We start from the raw sequence: 6,173 nt of genomic DNA, 5'->3' as shown, positions 1-6,173 counted from the left end.
GCCTTATCCTGGAGTCTTAGCACAGGAACAGTACGACCACAGGGCTAAGCAAAAAGGTCGGAAGTCTTGTTTAACACCAAAGTTGAAAAAGGAAATTGAGAACGGTTTAAAATCCTCCTGGTCGCCTGAACAGATTTGTGGGCGCTATCAGCTTGAACAAAAGCCAATGGTAGCTTTTAAAACCATCTATAACTGGCTCTATGCTGGTTTGATTGATCTGGATTTAAGCGTCCTCCGTCGTAAAGGAAGAACTCGACAACCCAAAGAAACACGTGGGACATTTAGGATTGGCACGCCGATTGCCAAACGTCCTAAAGAGGTTCGGAATCGTGAAACTTTTGGCCACTGGGAGCTTGATACTGTAGTGTCTTCCAGAGGCAAAAGCAAGGGGTGTTTAGCGACTTTTCTAGAGCGAAAAACTCGTTTTTACTTAGCCTTCAAGATACCAGATAGAACAGCCAAAGCCATGTTTTCAGCCATCGAACAACTTTGTAAGCTATTTCCAAAAGAGACTCTTAAAACCTTCACTTCAGACAGGGGAAAAGAGTTCGCCTGCTATCCTCTAGTAGAGAATTTAGGAATTTCCTTTTTCTTTGCGGACGCCTATTCATCTTGGCAGAGAGGAAGTAATGAAAACGCAAATGGCTTACTAAGAGAATATTTCCCAAAGAAAACAGATTTAGCTGCTATCTCTGATGAGGCTTTGAACAAGGCCTTATATGATATCAATCACCGACCACGAAAATGTTTAGCTTACAGAACTGCTTATGAAGCTCTAGTGGATGAGTTAGAGTAAATGTTGCACTTATTCTTGCAATTTATCAATCAAAAAAGAGCCACATGTTCTATAAACGAGTGCTCTTCTTACGTTTTCTTACAATTCTGTACGATTTTCTATAGCTCGAAGCAAGGTTACTTCGTCTGCATATTCAATATCAGACCCAACTGCTAATCCACGAGCCAGACGCGTAACCTTGATACCAGCTGGCTTTAAAACCCTCGAAATATACATGGAAGTCGCTTCTCCATCTGCTGTCGCATTGGTCGCTACGATTACTTCGGTCACCTCACTATCCATCAACCGTGTAATCAAACTTTTCAGATTGATGTCATCAGGCCCAACACCATTCATAGGAGAAATCAATCCCTGCAAAACATGGTACAAGCCATGATATTCTTGAATATTTTCCATAGCAGAAACATCTCGACTATCTTCTACAACCAAAATAGTAGACTGATCCCGTGTCTCATCGGTACAGATAGCACAAGGATCATCATCTGTTAAATTGCCACAAATAGAACAATAGGTCAGCTCACGTTTTGCTGCAAGTAAATTTTTCGCAAATTCATTGACATCATCATCACTCATACCAATGGTATAAAACGCCAAACGTGTTGCTGTTTTTATACCAATTCCTGGTAATTTTGAAAAACTCTCAATCAATTTTGCAATCGGTGTTGGATAAAGCATAGGTACCTTTCTAGGTCATAGGATGTTGTTGATGATAGAGATTGATAATATCTCGTGTAATACTATGGCTGACAGTTGAGGACAAATCTGTATTATGTGGGAACACAACTGCAACTGCAATCTGTGGATTGTTACTTGGTGCATAGGCAACTACATTGGTGTTAATGGCTTCCTGACCACCTGCAAAGGTTTCTGCCGTACCAGTTTTCGCACTGATTGGCACTGCTTCACCTTGTGACAAAGTACGCCCTGTGGTAAAGCCACTTGTTCCATGAACTACTTGGTAGAAACCTTGTCGAATCAAATCCATGTTGTCTTTTGAAATGTCCACCTTATTCAATTCTTTGGTAGATTTCGCTTCAATCATTTTTCCAAGACCACCTGTTTCATTGTTGTCATAGATTCCTTCCACTAAGTGTGGTGCAATACGAGTGCCACCATTAGCCACCGTTGCAGCATATTGCGCCAATTGCATAGGCGTGTAGTTATCAAACTGACCAAAAGCATTGGTTAAGTAGTTCGCAAACGTATATTTCTTAGGTGTGTAGCCTTCTGATTCACTTGGCAAATCAATTCCTGTAGATGCTCCCAAGCCATATTGAGCAAAGGCTTTACGCAATTTGTCCATAGAGGAGTCCAAATTCGTCAAATCAATCACCATATTGGGCGTATAAGGCGTTCCCATCATATTTAAAGCTAGTTGAACCATATAAGTATTGGATGAATATTCTAGTGCCTCTAAAGCCGTAATTTGGCGAGCACCATACTGAGTAAACCAAGAAGTAATCGCAGATGAGCCTCCAAAAGAGATTGGTTGGTCTGTCAGAACTTGGTTTCCTGTGATAGCTCCAGATTCCCAGCCCGCCGTCAAAGTAGCTCCTTTAACGACTGAGCCCGGCACAAAGTTATTCATAATGGTTCCCAGAGAATCTGCTGTTAATTCTCCTGTATTGGTGTCGTGTTTCAGACCCGCCATTGCTAAAATAGCACCTGTTTGAGGGTTCATAGCAACAGCATAAACACCCTCAGAATATGTTGCATGACCACTCGCTAATTCAGCACTGAAATACTTTCTCAAAATATCTTCTACACCATTTTGGAAAGTCAAATCCATTGTTAATTTTAGATTATTCCCCTTACTGCCATTGGAAATGTTTTTCACGCTCTCCATATTTCCGTTTTTGTCAAGATTGATTTCTTTGACTGCACGTTTTCCCTGAAGAGTGGATTCATATTGCTTTTCCAAATAGCTAGTTCCGACACGGTCATTGAGTGAGTAGCCTTTTTTCAAATAGTCATCCACTTCTTCTGCGGGCAGCCCTGCCTTTTCACTTGAGACACTTCCAATGATAGAGGCTAAAGATGTATCTAGTACTTTTCTATCCCAGCTGGTGGTAATGCTGATACCAGATAGCTCTTTCGAGCTAGAGGCGATTGTCGCAATTTGGTCAGCTGACAAATCATCTGTACGAATATTACCCGTCTCAAAATTTGCAATGGCATTCATTTGACTAAACAAATAAATAACTTTTTTATCGTCATCTGAATAGTTTAATTTGGCCACATCAACACTCTTAACAGCATTTCTATAAATCTTTGACTCTTCCAAACGATTTCCATCTGTGCCATATTTTTTATTTTTAGGCAATTGATTGACGACCTTCTTATAAATCTCGCTATCTGCTAAATAATAATCGATTTGTTGTCGTTCAGTAACATCTGCATTGGAAATGGGAACCAACGGAAGCAACTTTTGAGCAATTTTTTTAATCGTTTCAGCTGTCATTTTATTACTACGTGTAAAGGACACGACTTGTTTGGTTGTATTCTCAACCAAAGGTGTTCCATTTGCATCATAAATCTGACCGCGAACAGAGCTGGTTGTCAGTTTAGTTTTACTGGCTGTCGCCAATTTCTTTGTATAAAAATCTCTATGGACAACCTGCATATAGCCCAAACGAACAATCAAGCTCATAAACAATAAAATCACAATTCCAAATAATAAATTCAAGCGTCGTGGAATGGAATGACTATCAAATTTTCTTTTTTTCTTAGACATGGTTTCTCTCATTCTAGTCAAAATGCTATCTTTTATTGTACCACAAATCCAAAGAAATGAAGTCAAGGAAAATGGAAAACATTGATAAAAAACACAGCTAAAAAATGAAAGCTTTGCATGATATTAAAAAGCCCTGCTTACGCAGAGCCTCTTAATATTTTATTGGACTTATTTTCCAAGATAGTATTCTTTCACCAGATTCAATTTATCATCAAATTCAAATACAAGTGGTGGGAAGTTAGGGATTTCCACATCCATGATTTCATCATCTGACAATTGTTTAATGTGTTTTACAAGAGCACGGATAGAATTACCATGTGCACCAACAAAAACGTTTTTACCATCTTTCAAAGCTGGAGCGATTTTATCTTCCCAGAATGGAAGTGCACGTTCCAAGGTTACTTTCAAGTTTTCTGCATCTGGAATAACTGAGTCATCAAGATTTGCATAACGACGGTCAGTATGTGCTGAATATTGGTCATCTTTCGCCATAGCTGGTGGCAATACATCATAAGAACGACGCCAAATATGAACTTGTTCGTCACCCCATTTTTCAGCTGCTTCAGCTTTGTTTTGACCTGTCAAACCACCATAGTGACGTTCATTCAAACGCCATGATTTTTCAACTGGCACCCAAAGTTGACCTGCCGCTTCAAGGGCAAGATTTGTTGTTTTGATAGCGCGTGTCAAAACAGATGTATAAGCTTGGTCAAACTCAATACCAGCTTCTTTAATCAACTTACCAGCATCAATAGCTTGTTGCGTCCCTTTTTCAGACAAATCAACATCAGCCCAACCAGTAAAGAGGTTAGCTTTATTCCATTCAGACTCACCGTGGCGAGCAAAAACTAATTTTACCATTAGATATCTCCTTTGATTTTTGAAAACTGTCTCACAGTTACTCCTATATTTTACAAAATTTTTTCAAAAAAATCCAGTACCAACGGGAGAATATTCGATTTTTAACAATTTTCTTTATTCAAGTAGTGTACATAAATACCCTAGCCATTTTTCAAACAATCCGAACAAATCCCATACATCAAAACTGTTGTCTTTGTGATTTTATAACCCGTTTGTTCTTCCGCTTCACGCTTTAAATCAGGTATATCTACATCTTCAAAGTCCGCAATCCGACCACATTTTTCGCAAATAACATTCAAATGTTCATGCCCCATGAAATCAAAATAGGTCGTCTTATCATGACTAATTTTGATTTCTTCCACAAAACCTTCCTCTACCAAAACTTTGAGATTGTTATAAACCGTTGCTAGACTCATCTTTGGAAAATCAGGCAATAAATCAGAATAAATCTTTTCAGCACTTGGGTGCTCATGTGTCCGAATCATATAAGCAATGACTGCCTTTCGAGTTTCTGTAATACGCACACCTTTGGCTTTTAATCGTTGAATAATATTTTCATAATCACTTTGGTCTGTGATTTCTAAATAAGGATGTAAATTCATTTCCTACTCACTCATCATCATTTTTCCTTTATTATATCACGAAAATAGGAGAATACGTATTTAGAATGATTGTAAACAAATACAAATGACAAACTTCTACATCACTTTACCCCTTTTTTACCCCCTGAACACGGAAAAAGCCTGTTGCACAACGAATAAACGTTGATACAACAGACTTTTTTAATCTCAATTATTTAACAGCATCTTTTCAATATTGATATTTTCCGTTAATTTTATATAGTAGAAATTCTTTTTATATAAGGAGTTATAAATAGCAAACCTATTTAAATTTATTTAATAAGTCCGAGTAAGTTTTGGACTTATGCCCCAGTTTTGCCCCAACAGGGCTTTCTGGATTCTTTGGGGCATAAAAATTAACCTGTGATTTCTTTTACGCTATTATACCACTTTCCGGCCACGAAAAAAAGCCCTCTGGATTTTCCAAAGGGCTCTACTTATCTTATTTTATCCTATAAGTTACGCCTGCATAAATGAGGTCGCTTGATAGTCCATTTAGTGCTTGGATACTTTCTACTGTCGTGCCATATTGAGCTGCCATGCCAGAGAGGGTATCTCCCCATTGTGCTGTATGGTAAGACACATTTTGAGGGGCTGCTTGTCCTTGCCCTGAAACTTTCAAAACTTGTCCTACATAGATGTAATTTGGGTTGCTAATTCCATTCAGAACTGCTAACTGTTGGTAAGTCGTGCCATATTGAGTGGCAATTCCAGAGAGCGTGTCTCCTGATTGGACTGTGTATGAACCAAAACTTTGAATAGTCGGAGCCTGTGCAGGTTGGCTATTGGTAGTAGAGATAATCTCTGCGTTTCGCTTGTAAATCCAAGAGTTAATACCAGCTAACAACACTTTATCACCGCTTACTTCTGTTACTTGATAAGACCGACCCTTGACCCATTCGGGGATTCCTTCGCCTGTTGCCCAGTTGGTAGCCGAGAAATTAACCTTGACTGTGTCACCGACTTTAATATCGCTTTTCGGTGTGTTATCAGCTTTTTCGCCCTCTTTAATCGCTGGCGTTTGTGTTTTAGGTGTATTCTTACGACCATAACCATTATCTGTAATACCTGTCAAGTCTACATTACCATCAAGTCCACCAGTGATGTAAGTTGACGTAAATTGAAAGATAGCAATTCCTGGGAGTGACGGGAAAAAGTTGTA

The 6,173-nt window shown here is 38.9% G+C and carries 6 protein-coding genes; 1 reads left to right on the top strand and 5 read right to left on the bottom strand.

The features are described 5' to 3' along the window. Positions 1 to 796 (top strand): IS30 family transposase (locus FQ204_RS09530; RefSeq protein ID WP_144211012.1); only part of this gene is annotated, 796 nt, incomplete at its 5' end. Between the two features lie 78 nt (positions 797 to 874). Here FQ204_RS09530 and recR read toward each other — a convergent pair. The 5 genes from recR to FQ204_RS09505 all read right to left on the bottom strand — a co-directional run. Further along, complete coding sequence (gene recR, locus FQ204_RS09525) at positions 875 to 1,471, bottom strand: recombination mediator RecR (RefSeq protein ID WP_144211010.1); 597 nt, start codon at positions 1,469 to 1,471, stop codon at positions 875 to 877. Positions 1,472 to 1,481: 10 nt separating this feature from the next. Continuing rightward, positions 1,482 to 3,542 carry a penicillin-binding protein PBP2B gene (gene pbp2b, locus FQ204_RS09520; protein ID WP_186286773.1) on the bottom strand — a complete coding sequence of 687 codons (2,061 nt, stop codon included), beginning with the start codon at positions 3,540 to 3,542 and terminating at the stop codon, positions 1,482 to 1,484. A gap of 156 nt (positions 3,543 to 3,698) precedes the next feature. Further along, positions 3,699 to 4,391, bottom strand: a complete 693-nt coding sequence (locus tag FQ204_RS09515; RefSeq protein ID WP_144211006.1) for a phosphoglycerate mutase — start codon at positions 4,389 to 4,391, stop codon at positions 3,699 to 3,701. Between the two features lie 140 nt (positions 4,392 to 4,531). Continuing rightward, entirely contained in the window at positions 4,532 to 4,993 is a 462-nt protein-coding gene (locus tag FQ204_RS09510; protein WP_144211004.1) for a Fur family transcriptional regulator, read from the bottom strand. 460 nt (positions 4,994 to 5,453) lie between these two features. Further along, positions 5,454 to 6,173, bottom strand: a 720-nt coding sequence (locus FQ204_RS09505; RefSeq protein ID WP_144211002.1) for a LysM peptidoglycan-binding domain-containing protein, incomplete at its 5' end; no start/stop codon positions are given.

This window comes from Streptococcus constellatus (assembly GCF_902167705.1).
Lineage (GTDB): Bacteria > Bacillota > Bacilli > Lactobacillales > Streptococcaceae > Streptococcus > Streptococcus constellatus_A.
The sequence above is the reverse complement of the archived record's forward strand: the minus strand, read 5'-3'. Positions and strand labels throughout refer to the sequence as shown.